Origin of the sequence: Vibrio algicola (assembly GCF_009601765.2) — a bacterium.
GTDB classification, from domain to species: domain Bacteria; phylum Pseudomonadota; class Gammaproteobacteria; order Enterobacterales; family Vibrionaceae; genus Vibrio; species Vibrio algicola.
In genome coordinates, this window is record NZ_CP045699.1 from 995596 (window position 1) to 1013412 (window position 17817).

At 41.6% G+C, this 17817-nt stretch carries 24 protein-coding genes; 16 read left to right on the forward strand and 8 right to left on the reverse strand.

What is annotated here, in order from left to right:
• Positions 1-35: 35 nt before the first annotated feature.
• Complete coding sequence (locus GFB47_RS04525; RefSeq protein WP_153446879.1) at positions 36-1520, reverse strand: diguanylate cyclase domain-containing protein; 1485 nt, start codon at positions 1518-1520, stop codon at positions 36-38.
• A 269-nt stretch (positions 1521-1789) separates the two neighbouring features.
• Positions 1790-3454 carry a mechanosensitive ion channel family protein gene (locus tag GFB47_RS04530; RefSeq protein WP_153446880.1) on the reverse strand — a complete coding sequence of 555 codons (1665 nt, stop codon included), beginning with the start codon at positions 3452-3454 and terminating at the stop codon, positions 1790-1792.
• A 317-nt stretch (positions 3455-3771) separates the two neighbouring features.
• Between GFB47_RS04530 and GFB47_RS04535 the strand changes: the two genes are divergently transcribed.
• From GFB47_RS04535 to GFB47_RS04550, 4 genes are all read left to right on the forward strand, one after another.
• Positions 3772-4542: an ABC transporter ATP-binding protein gene (locus GFB47_RS04535; RefSeq protein ID WP_153446881.1), complete on the forward strand. Its 771-nt coding sequence runs from the start codon at positions 3772-3774 to the stop codon at positions 4540-4542.
• A gap of 195 nt (positions 4543-4737) precedes the next feature.
• The gene (locus GFB47_RS04540) at positions 4738-5508 is read left to right on the forward strand and encodes an ABC transporter substrate-binding protein (RefSeq protein ID WP_153446882.1); all 771 of its coding nucleotides are present in this window, start codon (positions 4738-4740) and stop codon (positions 5506-5508) included.
• 69 nt (positions 5509-5577) lie between these two features.
• Positions 5578-6324: an ABC transporter permease gene (locus GFB47_RS04545; RefSeq protein ID WP_194704529.1), complete on the forward strand. Its 747-nt coding sequence runs from the start codon at positions 5578-5580 to the stop codon at positions 6322-6324.
• A 2-nt stretch (positions 6325-6326) separates the two neighbouring features.
• A complete protein-coding gene (locus GFB47_RS04550) occupies positions 6327-7004 on the forward strand; it encodes an ABC transporter permease (protein ID WP_153446883.1) in 678 nt (225 codons plus the stop codon).
• Between the two features lie 397 nt (positions 7005-7401).
• Here GFB47_RS04550 and xthA read toward each other — a convergent pair whose 3' ends face one another.
• The 5 genes from xthA to GFB47_RS04575 form a co-directional block, all read right to left on the reverse strand.
• Positions 7402-8208, reverse strand: coding sequence for an exodeoxyribonuclease III (gene xthA / locus GFB47_RS04555; RefSeq protein WP_153446884.1), 807 nt, complete (start codon positions 8206-8208; stop codon positions 7402-7404).
• A gap of 85 nt (positions 8209-8293) precedes the next feature.
• Entirely contained in the window at positions 8294-9346 is a 1053-nt protein-coding gene (locus tag GFB47_RS04560; RefSeq protein ID WP_153446885.1) for a phage integrase, read from the reverse strand.
• 3 nt (positions 9347-9349) lie between these two features.
• Complete coding sequence (locus GFB47_RS04565; protein ID WP_153446886.1) at positions 9350-9724, reverse strand: hypothetical protein; 375 nt, start codon at positions 9722-9724, stop codon at positions 9350-9352.
• An 18-nt stretch (positions 9725-9742) separates the two neighbouring features.
• Positions 9743-10258, reverse strand: a complete 516-nt coding sequence (locus GFB47_RS04570) for a hypothetical protein (RefSeq protein WP_153446887.1) — start codon at positions 10256-10258, stop codon at positions 9743-9745.
• A gap of 28 nt (positions 10259-10286) precedes the next feature.
• Positions 10287-10967 (reverse strand): phage repressor protein CI, encoded by a 681-nt coding sequence (locus GFB47_RS04575; RefSeq protein WP_153446888.1) that lies wholly within the window; start codon positions 10965-10967, stop codon positions 10287-10289.
• 72 nt (positions 10968-11039) lie between these two features.
• Between GFB47_RS04575 and GFB47_RS04580 the strand changes: the two genes are divergently transcribed.
• The 11 genes from GFB47_RS04580 to GFB47_RS04630 all read left to right on the forward strand — a co-directional run bounded on the left by GFB47_RS04580 (position 11040) and on the right by GFB47_RS04630 (position 16766).
• Positions 11040-11252 (forward strand): hypothetical protein, encoded by a 213-nt coding sequence (locus tag GFB47_RS04580; RefSeq protein ID WP_153446889.1) that lies wholly within the window; start codon positions 11040-11042, stop codon positions 11250-11252.
• Positions 11253-11386: 134 nt separating this feature from the next.
• Complete coding sequence (locus GFB47_RS04585) at positions 11387-11923, forward strand: phage regulatory CII family protein (RefSeq protein ID WP_153446890.1); 537 nt, start codon at positions 11387-11389, stop codon at positions 11921-11923.
• Positions 11924-11950: 27 nt separating this feature from the next.
• Positions 11951-12163 carry a hypothetical protein gene (locus GFB47_RS04590; RefSeq protein WP_153446891.1) on the forward strand — a complete coding sequence of 71 codons (213 nt, stop codon included), beginning with the start codon at positions 11951-11953 and terminating at the stop codon, positions 12161-12163.
• 26 nt (positions 12164-12189) lie between these two features.
• Positions 12190-12591 carry a hypothetical protein gene (locus GFB47_RS04595; RefSeq protein WP_325077402.1) on the forward strand — a complete coding sequence of 134 codons (402 nt, stop codon included), beginning with the start codon at positions 12190-12192 and terminating at the stop codon, positions 12589-12591.
• A gap of 232 nt (positions 12592-12823) precedes the next feature.
• Entirely contained in the window at positions 12824-13057 is a 234-nt protein-coding gene (locus GFB47_RS04600) for a hypothetical protein (RefSeq protein WP_153446892.1), read from the forward strand.
• A complete protein-coding gene (locus GFB47_RS04605; protein ID WP_153446893.1) occupies positions 13054-13338 on the forward strand; it encodes a hypothetical protein in 285 nt (94 codons plus the stop codon). Before GFB47_RS04600 ends, GFB47_RS04605 begins: the two co-directional genes overlap by 4 nt.
• Before the next feature lie 15 nt (positions 13339-13353).
• Entirely contained in the window at positions 13354-15363 is a 2010-nt protein-coding gene (locus GFB47_RS04610) for a rolling circle replication-associated protein (protein ID WP_153446894.1), read from the forward strand.
• Entirely contained in the window at positions 15356-15577 is a 222-nt protein-coding gene (locus GFB47_RS04615) for a hypothetical protein (protein ID WP_153446895.1), read from the forward strand. The genes GFB47_RS04610 and GFB47_RS04615 overlap by 8 nt, the downstream gene beginning before the upstream one ends.
• Positions 15578-15581: 4 nt before the next feature.
• A complete protein-coding gene (locus GFB47_RS04620) occupies positions 15582-16145 on the forward strand; it encodes a 3'-5' exonuclease (protein ID WP_153446896.1) in 564 nt (187 codons plus the stop codon).
• Entirely contained in the window at positions 16142-16456 is a 315-nt protein-coding gene (locus tag GFB47_RS04625; protein ID WP_153446897.1) for a DUF4406 domain-containing protein, read from the forward strand. Before GFB47_RS04620 ends, GFB47_RS04625 begins: the two co-directional genes overlap by 4 nt.
• Before the next feature lie 97 nt (positions 16457-16553).
• Positions 16554-16766 (forward strand): hypothetical protein, encoded by a 213-nt coding sequence (locus GFB47_RS04630; protein ID WP_153446898.1) that lies wholly within the window; start codon positions 16554-16556, stop codon positions 16764-16766.
• Positions 16767-16769: 3 nt separating this feature from the next.
• On the opposite strand, the gene GFB47_RS04635 is transcribed toward GFB47_RS04630, so the two are convergent.
• On the reverse strand, positions 16770-17021 hold the full coding sequence (locus GFB47_RS04635) for an ogr/Delta-like zinc finger family protein (protein WP_153446899.1): 252 nt from the start codon (positions 17019-17021) through the stop codon (positions 16770-16772).
• Between the two features lie 147 nt (positions 17022-17168).
• On the opposite strand from GFB47_RS04635, the gene GFB47_RS04640 reads away from it, so the two are divergent.
• Entirely contained in the window at positions 17169-17741 is a 573-nt protein-coding gene (locus GFB47_RS04640; RefSeq protein WP_153446900.1) for a hypothetical protein, read from the forward strand.
• The last annotated feature ends 76 nt before the right edge of the window (positions 17742-17817 follow it).

Genomic DNA, 17817 nt, shown 5'->3' on the forward strand with positions numbered 1-17817 from the left:
GAAAAAGCAATAGTCATAATGAAAGAGCAAGAGGATTAGTTTTTATTCCCGTGTACATTCGCTTCAATTTTAGCCTGATGTATCATTACCCGATCGCGGCCAGTGTGTTTAGCTTGATATAAAGCATGATCAGCAAACGAGATCGCTTCACTTAATTGATGTGTATTACTGTTGGCTTCAAACACACCTGCACTGATGGTAAAGGTGAAGCTTAAGCTACCGAGATGCTTAATTCTTAGACGGATCAAATCGGCAATTTCTTTTGCTTCTTGCTTACCCATATTCTTCATTAATAGCAGAAACTCTTCCCCGCCATGGCGCGAAACAATGATTTTGTCCGATTCATATTCTTTTAAAATATTGGCGGTTTCGACGATGGCATTATCGCCTTCTTGATGACCAAAATTATCATTGATGGCTTTAAACTTATCGATATCAAACAATGCAATAGAATAAACACTATCGGAATTGGTCGAGTGTGATGTTGCTAGTTCCATAAAGCGGCGGCGATTGTTGAGTCCAGTCAGAAAGTCTTTTTTTTCCGCTAAAATTAGCTTGTTGTGACGTTTACTTAAAATACAGATCAAGATACTGATGATCATTGCAAAACTTAACCCCGCCATTATCAGGCTTTTAGATAGTAAGTTCGTTGGTTGCTTCAGCTCAGAGTTTGAAATACCAGATGCAATAATCCAGTCGAGATAAGGGTAGTATTTATACGCTACCGTTTTCATGATGGTTTTATTATTAATAGTTAAAGGGTAAGTAAATGACCCTTCAGGTTTCTTTTTAACCGCAGCTAAGAAGTCATCAGTACTATCACCAATCAACACTCGAATAGATTGGCCTTCATTGGTTGGGTGCAGCACGAGTCGACCATGGCTGTCGACCACATACACATAACCAGTTTTACCGAAGTTGTATTTTTCAAGCTTATGTTTTAGCAGTTCGCGGTCGACCAGTTTGACCATTTCGTCTTTATAGACTGAGACATTAATTACATTACCATTGCTTAGTTTCATCGAATAAGAGACCTTTAAACGGGCTTCTTTCTCGCCTGGGTTTTTCCATTTATATTCAGTCATGGATTGATCGTTAGAAAGCTGAGTCTGAATGAAATTATGTTCCGCTAGGTTTTTGCCTTTTAAATAAGGGTGGGTGAGTAGTTTTCCCTTGTTATTGAGAATGGAAATATAGCCATTGTCGCCAATGCGGGTTTCAGCGACAAATTTGTCTAGAAAGTGATTTATCTTATTTTGGTTGAGATCCATATTCTTACTGACATCAAGCATACCTTTCATGGTGACCGCAATACCACGTAAATAGTTTTTTAGTGATTCATTGATGGTGGTGTCAATGATGTCATAGCTAGCATCAACCGTTTTGGTGAAAATAGCATTGGTGGTATTGGTCAGGTGCTTATCAACATTATAAAGTTGCGTAGTGGTATAAGTGATCGACCAAATACTGATAAGGACGATAATGATGGTGATGATTGAGGGTAGTGTTTTTTTATTCATTATCTTGATTTCGATGGCCAGAAAGAAGAGAAATAGCAAAGTTAGATAGATAGATAATAACAAACGACTGCTTATAAATCTGTAACTGGATCAATTTATGATTAAATATAGAAGTAATTTCCTATAATTAAGTGCCTTATGTGTTACTTATTGAAATTAGGCGTTTATTTAACTGTGGGGAAGATCAAATGAAGCTTAGTAGTCGCTAATGACCATTCTAAATATTAGGCAAGAATGGTCATTATTTTCAAGATAAATGGTATAACTCGCTATAGGCTAGTATCAATCTGATGGATGTGAACATCACGCTGTGGGAATGGAATGCTGATCCCTTCTGCATCAAAACGCATTTTCACTTCACGAGTCACTTCGCGTCGTACATCGGTTAAGTCATCGGTTTTAACCCAAGGTCGTACTACAAAATTAACCGAGTTATCACCAAGAGAGTCGACTTGAATAATGGGTTCTGGGCTGCGAAGCACTCGCGGATCATCATCTAAAATAGCTTTGAAAATTTCTTCTGCATGAGGAATGGAATCTTTGTAGCTAATACCAAAAATCATATCAACGCGGCGCACTTTTTCGTAAGTACGGTTAATGATCACATCGGTCCAAATTTTTGAGTTAGGGATCAATAATACTTCATTGTTAAAGGTTCGAATGGTGGTGTTAACTAAACTAACATGGCTAACCTTACCCTCAACGCCCGCTGCGCTCACCCAATCACCGACATCAAATGGCCGATAAATAAGTACCATAATACCTGAAGCGAAATTAGATAAAGTATCTTGCAATGCAAAACCAATAATAATACCAGCCACACCGAAGCCTGCCAGAATAGGGGTTAAATCTAAGCCTATTTGTGCCAATGCAACCAGAAAACCGATCGAATAAATAAGCTTCATCGACATTGAAACTAAAAACTGCTGCATCAGGTTGCTCAGTTTCAAATGCCCAGTTTTTACCGTATTGGTGACCAGTACATTGGCGCCTTTGGCTATGAAGTGGGCAATGGTGAGCACCAACAAAAACATAAACAGATTAAAAATCAAATTTGGGCTGTTGGACATTAGCCATTTGCCAATATTGCTTCCGACACTTGATACTGTCGAGGTCACCATCGCCCAACTGATAAAATCGTGAGTAATTGCGCCAGTAGCAGTAAACAGTTGATGCTTAAAGTTTACCGTATCTAAACCAAGCGGCTCGGCAATATCGATATAAGTGGCTAACATTTTACTGTAGGTATCTATATTACGCTGCAAGTAACTGAGTTCGAGTTCAAATGGACCTTTTTGCGCCACTGGAACTTTGGTCAATTGCTCATTGAGAGAGCTTTGGCGAGTCAATGAATAATGCAATGAGGCGGCAGTAAACTTAGCCGCAAGATTGACTTGATGGGTAAATTTCGTCATCTCCGCAGTATCATTCTCACCCAGTTTTTTGAGCCAGACATAATTTTGATATTGAAATTGATAGATTTTGGCTAAAATTTGACGGTGCTCGTTTAATGGAATTTGTAGCAACAAGCGGTCTTCTTTACTGGCTTCTTGAGTTTTTTGTTGTAACTCGGTGATGCTACTTTCCAAATAGGTGAGGTATTTATGGTCATTCGCAATTTGGATTTTTATTTGTTCAATCAGAAAAGATGTCTCTGGGTTTTTGCTTCCAATCGCATCTGAAAGACTACTTCTTAATGCACTATTACTATCAAACAATTCTAATTGAATAATCGATAATTGGTTACCAGTCGCCGTTAAGGCTTGATTGGTGAGAAACTCAATATTTTTATTTTGCTCAATAATTTGCTGATGAGCAGCAGAGGTAGTCGGTGCGGCTAAAGCGATAGAGCTAAAGCAAGAAAGGAAGGTGGACAGTATGATAAAAGCGTAGCGCATGAAGTTGGAAACCAAGGGAGTTTGAATGTGCGCCATTATTGCTTACTTGACAACAAACGCAAATAGATACTCTCATATTTAGCGTGAACTTAACAAAAACGGACCATCTCCAAAGTGACCAATTTCAGGTGTTAATGGTTGCGAAAGATGTATATAAATAACTTGCTTCTTATTGAGTGTTTCCTCAATTTTGTTAACTTATGATTGTAATCGAAATGACTGACGCTATTATAAAGCAATAAGTAGTTGCAGTTTTTGCTCGTCCAATGAGACGAAATTGTTGGTTTTGTATGCCAACCCTGCGCATATACGTCACCAACGGATGGTGAACTTAAGACAAGGAGTCGTCTTTGATGACCGCTGAACCTGAACTTAATATAAAAGATCTGCATAAAACCTTTGGACAAAATGAAGTTCTTAAAGGTATCTCTTTATCCGCCAATCAAGGCGATGTTATCTCAATCATTGGATCTTCCGGTTCCGGCAAGAGCACCTTCTTACGTTGTATTAATTTACTTGAAACCCCAACTTCAGGTGAGGTATGGGTTAAAGGTGAATTAATACAAATGAAAGATAATCGTCAAGGTGAGTCCATTCCTGCCAGCGATAAACAAGTTCAACGTATTCGTTCGCGTCTTGCTATGGTATTTCAAGGCTTTAATTTATGGTCGCATTTAACGGTACTTGAAAATGTGATCGAAGCACCCGTTCATGTTCTTGGTATCCCTAAAGCACAAGCGATTGAAAATGCAGAATTATTGCTAAAGAAAGTAGGATTGTATGATCGTAAAAATTACTATCCAGGGCATTTATCCGGTGGACAACAACAACGCGCCGCTATTGCTCGTGCTTTAGCGGTTGATCCGGAAGTCATGTTATTTGATGAACCCACCTCGGCGCTTGACCCTGAATTGGTTGGAGAAGTGTTGGGCGTAATGCGTGATTTAGCCGAAGAAGGCCGAACGATGTTAGTGGTGACCCATGAAATGGCGTTTGCTCGTGATGTTTCTAGTCATGTTATGTTCCTTCACCAAGGAGTAGTTGAAGAAGAAGGACATCCTGAAAAAATATTTAGTAATCCAGAATCAGAACGCTTTAAACAATTTATCTCGTCAGTGTATTAACGCTAACGGATCGGTTTATTTGTCGAGCAATGATAAATCTATCCAACAGGCCACCGTTAATCGCGGTAATCATTCAATATAATGCTAATTTAGCGTTATATGAATAACAGGTCACTTGACCTAAATAGCAGCACCATAATAAAAAACAGATGCTCAAACTGAAGAGTATTACGTAATAATCACAGGAGTATGGATATGAAAAAGTGGTTTTTAGTTGCGGCAATCGCAGCAACAGCGGTGTCAGGTATCGCACAAGCCAAGGATTGGAAAACAGTGCGCTTTGCAACAGAAGGCGCTTACCCTCCATTTAACTACACTAAAGCTGATGGTTCATTAGCCGGTTTTGATGTCGATCTTGCCAACGCCATCTGTAAAGAGATGGAAGCGCAATGTAAAATTATGGCGCAAGATTGGGATGGTATAATTCCAGCGTTACTCGCACGTAAATACGATGCCATTATTGCGGGTATGTCTATTACCGAAGAGCGTAAAAAGAAAGTGGGCTTTACTCATAAGTACGCGTTGATCCCAAATAAATTTATTGCCAAGAAAGGCGCCGATTTAACCTTTACTAAAGAGGGCCTTAAGGGCGTGAAAATAGGGGTGCAGCGTTCAACCACTCATGATCAATACATTGAAGATAACTATAAAGGTATCGTCGATGTCTCTCGCTACGGCACCTTTGATGAAGCTTACCTTGATCTTGAAAGTGGCCGTATTGACGCCGTATTTGGTGATGCATCAGCACTACAGAGCGGTATGCTAGATAAAGTCGAAGGTTATGAGTTTACTGGCCCATCATTAACCGATGAGAAATGGTTTGGTGACGGTTTTGGCATTGCGGTACGTAAACAAAACCAAGACTTAGCCGATCAAATTGATAAAGCGATTGCATCATTACGAGCCAAAGGTATTTATCAGAAAATTGCGGCTAAATACTTCGATTACGATGTTTACGGTAAATAAAACCGTTAACCCATTAAGAGGTTGTTTTCTGTTTATTTGGAACTCGACCTCTCATAAAATTAGACGCTTATGATATTTGATTTTTTACAAGGTTATGAAGAGACCATTTTAAAAGGCGCGATTGTAACCATTGAAGTTGCGGTGCTGTCTTTAGTAGTGGCAGTAATATTAGGTATGTTAGGCGCACTCGCTAAGTTATCGCCTTACCGTTGGGCACGAATGATTGCCACTTTGTATACCACGATTATCCGAGGGATCCCTGATCTGGTCTTGATGATGCTGATCTTTTTTGGTGGGCAAATTTTGCTCAATAATTCTCTTTATTCTTTGAATGAACAATTAAATGATTGGATGACAAGCTATAACACAGCGCATGAGTGGACGGCTTATTTACCCGATTATATTGATGTAAGTCCTTTTACTGCTGGTGTATTGACCATAGGTTTCATTTTTGGTGCTTACATGGCAGAAACCTTCCGTGGTGCTATTATGGCGGTGGATAAAGGTGAGCTAGAAGCGGCAAAAGCGTATGGAATGAGTGGCAGTCTAGCGTTTCGACGCATTTTATTACCACAAATGATCCGTCATGCTATCCCTGGTTTTGGCAATAACTGGTTGGTGTTATTAAAAACAACCGCGTTGGTCTCCATTATTGGTTTAGACGATATGGTGCGAGTGGGCGCATTGGCTGCCGGTTCAACCAAAATGCCTTTCACTTTTTACATGACGATCGCCGTTATCTTCTTATTTTTCACTAGTGTTTCAATTGCGTTGCTCAGGTTACTGGAACGCAAGTATACATTACATACGAGGTAAGGATGGATTTTTCAGTCATCATTGATAGCTTGCCTTTGTACTTAGAAGGCTTATGGACCACATTCTGGTTGGTGGGTTTATCGCTTATTATTGGTTTATTTATTGCTATTCCAGCGGGCGTGGCAAGAAGCAGTAAAAATAAATTAATCAACTTTCCTGTGTGGTGCTATAGCTACTTTTTTCGTGGTACGCCTTTATTGATCCAGTTATACCTGATTTATTACGGTATGAATCAATTTATGCAAGTCAAAGATACCTTGTGGGAGCATGCTTGGTTTTGTGCTTTAGTCGCTTTCGTTTTAAATACCGGAGCGTATACCGCCGAAATTATTGCAGGTGCGATTCGTGGCTTAGATAAAGGTGAGATAGAAGCAGCTAGAGCTTATGGTATGTCTAATTGGAAAGTGTATCGACGTATCATTCTACCGAGTGCCTTACGTCGAGCATTACCGGCATACAGTAACGAAGTCATTTTTATGCTACATGGTTCGGCGATTGCAGGTATTGTGACCGTAATGGATATCACCGGCGTAGCACGTTTAGTGAACTCAAGAACTTATGCGCCATTTGAAGCGTTCTTTACCGCTGGAGTGTTTTATATGATCTTAAGTATGTCGCTCATTTATGCGTTTAAATTAACCGAAAAACGATTACTGGCGTACACCAAACCATTAAGTTAAATGCCGATACTTAGCTAGGGGCTGTTGATCTTTCGTGATTAAATTTTGTTCGAGATAAAAGCCTTTTAATCGAGGCAAGTCGATTGAAGCCTAGTTATTCTAAGTAAATGAGACTTAACGAAGAGTAAAAGGCTTTTAGCCGAACCCTTCGGGCTGCGTTTGTTGGTCTTTTCTACTTCGTCATCGGCTTTTCGTGTAGCCAGCTACACCACAAAGCCTCTTCCTTGTATAAAAACCCAACAATTCGCAGAAAAAACAACCACGAAAGATCAACAGCCCCTAGTCATAATGGCAATTATTTTGAGCATAGCTCAAGTTATAAACCAAAAGCGCCGACTTTAAATGTATTTAGAGTCGGCGCTTTTCTATTTTTATCTTTTGTTTTCTTTAATTTATTTTATTTAAATTCCGACCAAATTGGCGCGTGATCAGACGGCTTTTCAATGCCGCGTAATTCATAGTCGATCCCTGCATCAATGCATTTAGCCGCCAGAGATGGGGTGGCTAAAATTACATCAATACGCAGGCCGCGGTTATCATCAAAGCCGCGTGAACGGTAATCAAACCACGAATATTGATCATCCACATTTGGGTGTAGGTTACGGAAAGTATCTTCAAACCCCCAATCCATTAATGTTTTCAACCATTGACGCTCTTCTGGCTGGAATGAACATTTACCGGTTTTTAGCCAGCGTTTAGCGTTCGGCTCACCAATACCAATGTCGAGATCAATTGGGCTAATGTTAATGTCACCCATCACGATCACTTGCTCTTCGTTGTTATGATTGGAGTTCAAGTGAGTCATTAAATCGGTGTAGAACTGGCGCTTATAAGGGTATTTAGTTTCATGGCTGATATTATCGCCTTGTGGGAAATATCCATTCATTACCGTTGTTTTTTGACCGGATGCATCTTCTAACGTCACCATGATCATGCGGCGTTGGTGCTCATCGGTATCGGTTGAAAAACCACGTTGTACTGCAACTGGTTTTTGTTTACACAGCATTGCCACGCCGTAATGGGCTTTTTGACCATGAAAATAAACGTGATAACCCATCGCTTCGACCGCTTCAACTGGAAACATTTCATCGTGAACTTTGATTTCTTGTAAGCCAATCACATCGGGTTGATGTTTATCAATAATGGCTTGCAGTTGATGAAGGCGGGCACGAAGGCCATTAATATTAAAGGAAATTATTTTCATTTCTTCTGTTATCCATGTTAAGTTATTGAATTTGTTGGGGTGTTGCATTTGTATGTGTCTGCATAAACAGTATTAGTAAGCGTGATTAAGCGTGCTTAATATTCTTTGTCGCCAATTTTGCCGCCATTTTATTTAATGGGTTTAGTGTTACTGCATCACTTAAATGACTTGGAGCAAAGTGGGCGTATGTCATTGTTGTTTTAATGTCAGAGTGTCCAAGAATGTCTTTTAGCACAACAATATTTCCACCGTTCATCATGAAATGACTGGCAAAGGTATGGCGTAGAACGTGAGTTGTTTGGCCGCTTGGTAAATTTGGAAGTGCCACGCTTAGCCATTTATGTATCACACCATAACCGCAAGTAAACAGTTGATGGTTTTGTCGGGCTGATAACTCGTTAAACAGAGATTCAGAAATAGGGATAGTCCGGTTCTTTCTTCCTTTCGTGTTTGTGTAAGTTATTTTGAAAGGCTGGACGTGCGACCGCGTAAGATTCATCGCTTCACTTATGCGCGCGCCAGTCGAAAGGCAAATTTTACAGATTAAAGTTATTTGGTCTGCCATTGGGCTGGCCTTGATCACATCAAACAAATGCTCAATTTCCGACGGCGTTAAATATGACAGTTCAGATTCGGATAGTTTTATATTTTTAAAATCTTGCAGAGGGTTGGGGTGCTTCCACTCTTTTAAACGTCGAAGTTCATTAAAAACCGATTTCATCCATAAAATGTCGTGATTCAAAGTGCTCGCCGCCACCTCGCCACCGTTGCGAACACGACCTTTCATTTTTCGGTTTGCTCGATAGTTAGCGAAATGAGTGCCAGTCACCATAATAGCGATAGGGTTCTCCATATTTTCAACCATCATCTCAAGACGGCGTTTAGCATGAGCCCCAGATTTTAAGTTTTTACCGTGAAGTTCAAACCAGCGGTTAACCAAATCACTCAACCTACGATGATCGGTTTTCTCACCCAGCCACGGTTTGTCGTCTACTTCATTCATCGTAAAACGTTCGAACGCCGCCGCTTCACCTTTGGTGGCGAACTTTTTACGAATGCGCTTACCGCCTCGGCCTTGTGGATAGCACTCACAAAGCCAAGGTTTTTTACTGCTGTCTTTTAGATTGCGAATGGACATTAATTACCACTCAAGAGATTGCTTGCTCGCTTTTTCGTTTTGTTTATACATCATAAGAATATTGGTGTAAGTGCACATATCAAGCATACTATTGCCGCAGTAATCTTTAATTACCTTATCCATGATTTTACGGTCAGTTACTTTGGTGGCCGCCTTAAAATCGGCAAGATTTTTCTTTTCCATCATACGAAGCATCGATTCTTGGCACATATCAATTGGACCTTCGCAATAGTCTTTATGCACCCGATCCTTTATATATTCCACCACTTGGTCTTTTTGGGTTTGTGAACCGTCAAAATCCATTGGATTAATAAATTGAGCTGCCGCAAATGTAGAGGTGCTAAATAAAAGCGTTAACGCTAAAAGTGTTTTTTTCATTGAATGTCCTTACTCAAGTTATGGGATTTCACCAGTTTCAACAAAATGCTTGAATTCTGGTTCTTTTAAAATAATCACACCTTGTTGGCGTGCTAAATCTAATTTTCTTTGGCTGGCGTTGTAGCCGTAACAAAGTAGGTTTAAATATTTGGTCACGTCTTTGCGTACGACCATTTCTTTTGATTCAGCTAATTCAATGAGAATGGCTTTTTCCGTTTTTTTGAAACCAGTAAAGTGAACATCGAAAGTATTGCTAGGATGATGTTTAACTCTATTCGGGAAAGTTTTATTTATTGGTGGAGTAGGTTCAGTCGGTTTCTTGGCTTCTGGGTGATTGCTAATCGGTGTAGATACTTCGTCGTAATCTAAGCCAAACCTTTCACATAGATCTTTTTGTTCTGCTACCGAGTAGTTTTTAGATTTAACATACTGTTTAAACACAGCAGGGTCTTTCATTGCATTTTTGGCTTTGGAAGACGTTTTCTTAAACCAAAGAATACCAATCACGATAACTGCAAAACCCAACCAACCCATAACGCACTCCTTTGCATTTTAAATTTAATTATTTCTTATTAATTTGAATAACCACTTTTCCCAGCACTCGAATTTCATCGCTTGGGAACTCGACGACATCCGAATTAAAAGTCAGTGCTAGTATCTTTCCAGGTACGCGCTGAATTTTATTAATGGAATACACCCCGTCTATATCAATCAAGTAATAACCGCTAATCGGGTTTGTATTTTCCTTGTCTACAATGCTCAAACCGTATAGCTCTTTTATCGCCAATACATTTTGCACCCCAAAGTCATCCAGCAAAGTTTGGTCGATGGTAGTCGTGCCCAATAAATTAAGCTTTGAGCCTTTTAGGTCAAATGTATCGATATCAAACAGTTTTTTGGGTTGCAGGCGCTTATCTGCGTAACTGTGAATCTGTTTTGATTCTTGAATCGAGTATGAATTACCCGCCGAAAACATCTCGCCTTCATCTAAAAGCAACCAACGCAAAGATAGACCAGTATGCAAATGCAATCTGATTGCAAGTTCGTAAGGGGTTAAATCTCGTTGAACCCAAGAGGCAACCGTAGATTTAGACACACCAAAGGCATCAGCAATCTCAAGTTGCTGATCAAGATTCAGTGCTAATTTGAGTTTTTTTATGAACTCAATACCGCTCTTGTAATTTATCTGGCGAGACAGGTCACAATTTAGTTGATCGAAATGCATTTTAGATTTAATATCCATTTTGTAGTTTCTTGCTGTGATTAGAGACCAGTAGCAAGAAACAAAGATGAAAAACAATAAAAGGATAACACTATGCTTTCGTATCAGCCAGTTATACCCGTCCCATTTATGACGTTAGATGAATATTCGCGTCACTCCGGCATCAGCAAAGCGTCACTTCGTAAGATGATCGGAGATGGCCGCATGATCATTAAAAAGAAAGACTCCCCACGCGAACACCCACAAATCAACTTAATAGCCATTTATGAACGTGCCACACGCGAAACCATGGCAGCCCTCGGCTAACCACCAAACCAAAAGGACTTGGATATGGAAAAGCCAAATTTACCGGATTGGGCGATTGAAATAATGGTGGGCGTGTTTATCGGCATCACCATTATTGCGCCTTTTGCTATTCATCTTGCATTTGAGTATCTGCCATGAACGCAAATGAAAACATGTGTGAATTTCGTGACGAGACACAGAGCGCTTTTGATGATGCGTGTTGTGCCTTTGCCAGTACAGAAAACATGACACAAATAGCAAGAGCCCTCGGCATGAGCGCAAAAATATTGCATAACAAACTCAACCCCGAGCAACCGCATAAATTAAACCCGATCGAGCTAATCGCAATCACCAAAGTAAGTGGCAATTTCACATTGTTGAACTGCCTACTTAATGGCGTGGATGTGGTTACCGCTCAAATTCCAAAAAGTAATAACCAAGCCGATTTGATCACCCGAGCATTAGAAGCCGGAATGCACAGCGGTGATTTACAGCGTATGGCCGCCAGCGCCATTAACAAAATCAACATGTCCCGCACCGAACGCCATAACCTCATTCAAAAATGCCAACTCGGCATAGGAAATCTCGTGATGCTTGTTAGCGATCTAGAAAATCGCAGCGGAAGCTTTACCACGTTGGTTTCAATGAGCAGCGACATGGCATTAAACGGATTCATGCCAGGACTGAGTTAATTAATCAACGTTAGAGGGATTTTAACTATGGAACAAATTCACATGCCATGCCCAGATTTAGTCGCGTACTCACTGACCGCCGAGCAGAAAAAACACGGTCTAGAAAAATTGCGAGAGGTGCGGAAAACGCTAGGCGAAAAAATGCTGGCCGACCTGCGCAGCGAATACCCAAACGCCAGCCGACTGAACAAGGCCAAGCTGAAAGCCAAATCCGATCGCATTAAACGCGATTGGTTCTAAACAAATTTAATAGCGTGGAGCTAATTATGAAAATTACCGTATCCGGTGGCGAGCTGTTTTCTGCATTGCGCGGCGAGGGTTTTACCACCGCCAAAATCCAACAATTTATTCGTGTGTTTGATGTCGAGCACACAATGGTCGATTCCTATTTCGCGCTCGATTCAGACCGCGCCATGTTAGTGAACACCAACGGAGCAAAACAGGGTTTGACCTTACCAGAGTTTATCAAAATGTGGTGGGTGTTTTGGATGGTGGTATTTAACACTAGCGACAATAACCGCGATTTAGAGCAGCAAGCCCTTGGTGCAATTCGCGCATTAACGTTTGTGTCGATGTACTGCAAAAACATGACACTAACAAACGACATGAAAACATGGTGGGTGCAAACAGACATGATCCACGGCCATAAAAATCTTGAGGTGATGTGATGATTACTAGCATAAAAGAAGAGTGTTCGGAATGTGGTGGCATTAAACATTGTGTTCTTTTGAGACATATAGACAGAACAGCACGCGTGGTGTGTTTTGAATGCAAGGACGATGTTATCGAGAGTTTTATTTGCACAGATTGTGGCATTGAGTTGGATTTGATTGCAGTCGATATAGAACTCAGCGAATCAAAAAATCGAACAATATGCGAACCGTGCGGGGAGAAATACCAATGCCACTAACCTACGCAGCCGCACATCTAACTCCAGACGGTCAATTAATACGTCATCCAGACACCGCCGAAATCATGAACATTCAAATCGGTGAATTCGACAACGAATCCGATGCGATTGAGCAGGCTTGTCTTGAATTGGAATGCACTCACACCGTCAACGGCGTAGTGCTAAAGGGAAATAATCGCGGTGGTTTTATGATCGTGAATACGCAGGAGTTGCACCAATTATGAAAAATCCAAATGTTCGTTATGTGTTCCAAGGGATCGAGGGCATCGATGCTATTTCCGAGTTTTTTGGCATTAACGAGGCGACGATCCGAAACCGAATCAACGTGCAGGGCATGTCTATGACTCGCGCCATTGCATTGGGTCAGCCAACAAAGCGAGGCCCTAGAGCCGTTGAAGATGAAGGAATGGTATTTGTTAAGCGCAAAGGAAAACGCCGCAACATTACTATCCCAAATTTTAGCGAGTTGCAAAGATTGGCCTTTGGGATTAACCCTGCATTTTAATTAGACGATGGTGCTATGAAATTTAATGATCTCGCTTATATCGCTGGGGCCGTGATGCCCCACGATAAAATCAAAGAAAACAATGCCAGTTATGATACTGGTTTTTTTGGATCTAATTCTTATGACTGGATGAAAAGCGAACTAGATAAGATTCGTGCCCACGAACAGATCTGTTTCCAACGCACAAAACACATCCGCGAAGCGGCTGCCGGAACGGCAGAAAGACATAGGCTAGTCAAAGGGCGCAAAAGTCCGACACGTTATTTGAGAGAGAGACGAGCCAAGCAGGATGCGATTTTAAGGCTCCTGAAACGAACCACTCGCCCATCGTTCATAGAAATCAGTCCGGAGTCTAACGGTGCTTATTACGAGTTGTACGAAACCGCAGAGCGCAACGAAACACGCATTTTTAATCAGAACGGCAAGCGAGCACTGGCCGAGCAAGACAATTCGCCAATCTCAATGCAGCTACAGCACCGCGAATGGAACAACACCTATAAATTTCAGGCGATCACCGCAACGTCACCAACCAACGCACCAGACGTAAACGTTGGCGAGCGGTTTACCGAAAAACTAACGCCGAGATCGGTAAGTAGAATCTTCGAAGCCTCAGCCTATACCGCCCAATGCCACGGCGGGTTTACTACATTCCTAACCCCGACGTTCTCAAAAGAACAGCGATTGGCAATTTTTGGCGGCATGACAGACGGAACCGGATACCAGAACGCAGGCGAACACCACCCGATATTATACAAACGCAACATGGTCACCACTCGCGCAGGTAAGCGAGAAAAAAAATACATGGACCCAGTGTGTGACATCGCCGGAGAATACTGGACCATTCCAACCAAAGAAAACACAGTGTCAAAGCGCATGAACATGGGCGGAGAAATCGCCGGTGATTATTGCGATATACGATTCAAACCGCCGCAAGCCTTCACAATGGAAAAAACACTAGAAACAACAATAGGGAAAGAAGTATCAAGATTTTTAGACGGCCTTAAAAAAATATATCAGCGCGGCTGGATTGCTGATCACACTCGTCGAGCAGACAAAGAAACGGGCGCACCTTACAGTGATTTAGCCGCACTAAAAATACCAGGTCACACCAACCCTAGTGAATTTGGACCAACAAATATCCCCGGTGATTTTCACTACATTTGGGTAGCAGAATGTCCAGCGAACGAAGACGGAGAACCGAACCCACACGTGCATATTTTATTGCGTTGGGATGTGCCGCATCATCAATTTAGCCCGTGGGCTAGGCGAATCGAAAAAGTATGGGGGCACGGAACTGTCAAGATAGAGAAAATCAAAAAGCCAAAAGCCGCAGGCACTTACATCATCAAAGCAGTGGGTTATGCGGCAAAAGGCGACAACGGCAGCCAAGGGCTAATTCGTGGTAATCGTTACGGCATCGCCAGCTGTTCACGCGCCCCAAATTGGGAGTGCCTCGCCTCATTCGATGCCGGAAACATGATCGCAGTCATCAAAGAAATGGGATACAAACTCGAGCAATGGAAAAAGCCATTGAGGCGGCAAGTCAACAAACTGCATTACGCAAAAGACCAAACCATCAAGGCCAAAGCTATCGCCAAAAAACAGGGTAAGCCAGAAGAAACACTTAAGAAAATGCAGGCGAGAATCATCCGTCTCGAAAAGTTGGCCGAAAAAACCAATCACGAAATAAAAGCGCGTGGTGTGCATGTGAGTTCAGACAACCGATTCTGCATCACGTTCGAGGGCGAAGACGCCGCCCAAAAAGTAGACCAATTCATGTTTTGGGCCGCAGGCGCAAGAAATTGGGAGATGAAAGGGCGAGACGTGGACTTAACCGATATAAAAAAAGCCGCCGATGAACAGTTTAGTGGTGAGTATCAACGACATCGAGACAACCAATGCTACTGGAAAGCCGTATTAAAATCGCCGCCACCGCCAGACGTCAGTGACGATGAGCGAGAACGGCAACTCAGTTACTACCACCAATTACGAGAGCAAAACGAAAGGGAAATCTACCATGCCTAAAAACAGATCGGAACGGTACAAAGAATGGCAAGCCAACAAAAACCACGATGTAGGTTCATTGGCATTTTTGAGTGATGAAGAATACGAGCTAGCCATACGAAACGAAACCGCCAAAGAAAACGGGTGGGAGCAAAGGCACGAAGAAATCATAAAGCAACGCAAAGCCAAAGCAGCCACCATGAAACCAAATTATTACGCAAAGCACAAAGGATAATCCAATGAAAAAACACATCATGTTAGACCTAGAAACAATGGGCAACTCAAGCAACGCGGCCATTGTCAGCATTGGCGCGGTCGTGTTTGACCCAACCACCGGTGATTTAGGTAAAGAATTTGAGTGCCATATTGATCTAGAAAGTGCCGAGAAATACGGAAAAATTGACGGCTCAACAGTTAAGTGGTGGCTACAGCAAAGCGAAGAAGCCAGAAAAGAAACATTCGGTAAACCAGACGTTTCAATTGGATATGCATTGCATCAGCTTAATGACTGGCTAACGAGCATTGGAAAACCTAAAGAATTAGCTGTTTGGGGAAATGGCGCAGGTTTTGATAACGTGATTTTAATGAACGCCTACAAAGCAACGGGAGTGATTCCTCGCTTTGTACACTGGAATGATTTAGACGTGCGAACCATCGTAGAGATGGGGAAATCAATACTACAAATTGATCCAAAGAAAACCATGGTTCGCCAAGGCACCCACCATTCCGCTTTAAACGATGCCAAGTTTCAAGCGCAATACGTGTCTGAAATTTGGATGAACTTTGCGGAGGGTGACCAATGAAACTCTACCTTGCGGGCCCAATGTCAGGCTATGAAAATGACAACAAATTCGAGTTTTATGTCACCGCACTTGAACTCCGCGCACAATATCGTGATCACATCATCATCAACCCTGCAGTTTTACCCAGTGGCCTAGAGCAACACGAATACATGGATATTTGCTGCGCCATGGTTCGCGCGTGTGAAGGCATCGTATTATTAGAGGGTTGGGAATGCAGCCTAGGCGCAACCGCAGAATATTACCTCGCCAAAAAACTGGGTAAGAAAGTGTTTAGCGTAGAGGGGGATATATTAATCGCATTAGAACCCTGAAAAACAAACACGCTAATCCGTGATCGTCCCCGCAATCAAAAACTAGACATACAGTAAAAACATACTGTATATTTGCACAGTAATTTAAGGGGCGAGCATGAAAAATCAACAGCTTATAAAAGATTTAGAATTCATCATAGATGCAGTGGCACTGAGTACCAGCGGAGAAAGCCGCGCGGAACAAGGGCTGCGGATAATGAACATAGTGATCGCAAACAGCGGGGCAGAACTGAGCCCCCAAGTGCGCGCACAATTAAAAAACATGATAGATATGGCAGACGAGGCAGAAAGCCCCGCATTCCAAATTTGAAAACTAAAGAATAGAAAGTTGTTGCTGTAGCTGTTTGCGTTGTTCGGGTGGCAACGCAGCCGCCAACGAAAACGCCATTTGGGAAGTCGTCTTAGCCGAAGGGCTTAACGTATGAGAATAACTGAGATTCATCACAAAAGAGTGGCCGCACTCGGGGTCACTACAACTGCAATATAAATCCGTAAATTTAGGGTCTAATCTGTTCGATTTATGAATACGGCTTTTCTCACCGCACTCGGGGCACAATACACGCATAACCATCACCTTTAACCGTCCAACCAACTCGTTGATCATGACGCAATGCTGTTAATTTGTACAGTGAGAAAGAGTAAATACATATATTCCTTGTGTTTTTATTGGGTGACTTTATATTAAGTCAATCGTTAATTTTAGGTAATTACTATGAATTCTGAGTTGTCACTTAGTGAAATACAGCAAGCAATATTTTCAATGTCGGCGGCGAGAAGTAGTGACCGGTTTCCTTTGGATATTGCTTTAGAGGTGGCAAATACAAATCCTTTAGCAATGAAAGATATTTTAGAGCTAAAAGGGAAAGGCTTAATTAGTTGGGACCTCAGTTTAAAATCACAACCATTTATGGATTCAGTTTCAAACTTTGATCATATGATTGAATGTGTAGTTTATTATGGGAATGCTGAAAAAGGACGATGCTGCATAGGTTTCGCATTAGGGTGCGTAACTGAAGATAAGACGGCGATTGAATTAAATTTCATCGAAAAAAGAAGGGATTCTGGGTCGGAACTTAATTCACAATTTTTATTGATAATTGTTGACGCGCTATCATTTTACGGGTTATATCTAAATAATGCGGGGCAGGCGAATATATCAAAATTCGTCATTGTAGGGCCAATAGAAGGTATTGTGCCATACTATAAAACATATGGTTTTGAGTATGTAGAGAGTTATAATTCTTCAGGTTTAGACGCAATGTATAGAAACTTAGAAGCTGAATGATTTGTAATTTAATCTAATATCGGTATAATTCTACGCCCATCATATCCGACTACTTCAAACCACAAATGTGTTAACA